The 270-nt window shown below is 38.9% G+C and carries 1 pseudogene; it reads left to right on the forward strand.

The features are described from left to right. Positions 1–162: 162 nt before the first annotated feature. Positions 163–270: pseudogene (csgB, locus tag RTW80_RS29375) on the forward strand (curlin minor subunit CsgB); the annotation flags it as partial.

Genomic DNA, 270 nt, shown 5'->3' on the forward strand with positions numbered 1-270 from the left:
TTACGACTTTGAGGTGAATGAGCATATAAAAATAAGGCACACGGGTGAGATATTAAATATGTTTCGGCAGACATACTCTTTTCCGTAACGCGGCGTTAACAAAACGAATCGCGTTAACGGGTAAAGACATACCTATTTTATAGCCAGGTCCAGGGTGACAGCATGAAAAACAAAATGTTGTTTATGATGTTTACATTACTGGGTGCGCCTGGGTTTGTAATCGCAGGTGATTCAGATTTAGCCAGTTCTGAATATAATTTTGCGATAAAT

Source organism: Escherichia sp. AM3, from assembly GCF_032029835.1.
Taxonomy (GTDB): Bacteria; Pseudomonadota; Gammaproteobacteria; order Enterobacterales; family Enterobacteriaceae; genus Escherichia; species Escherichia coli.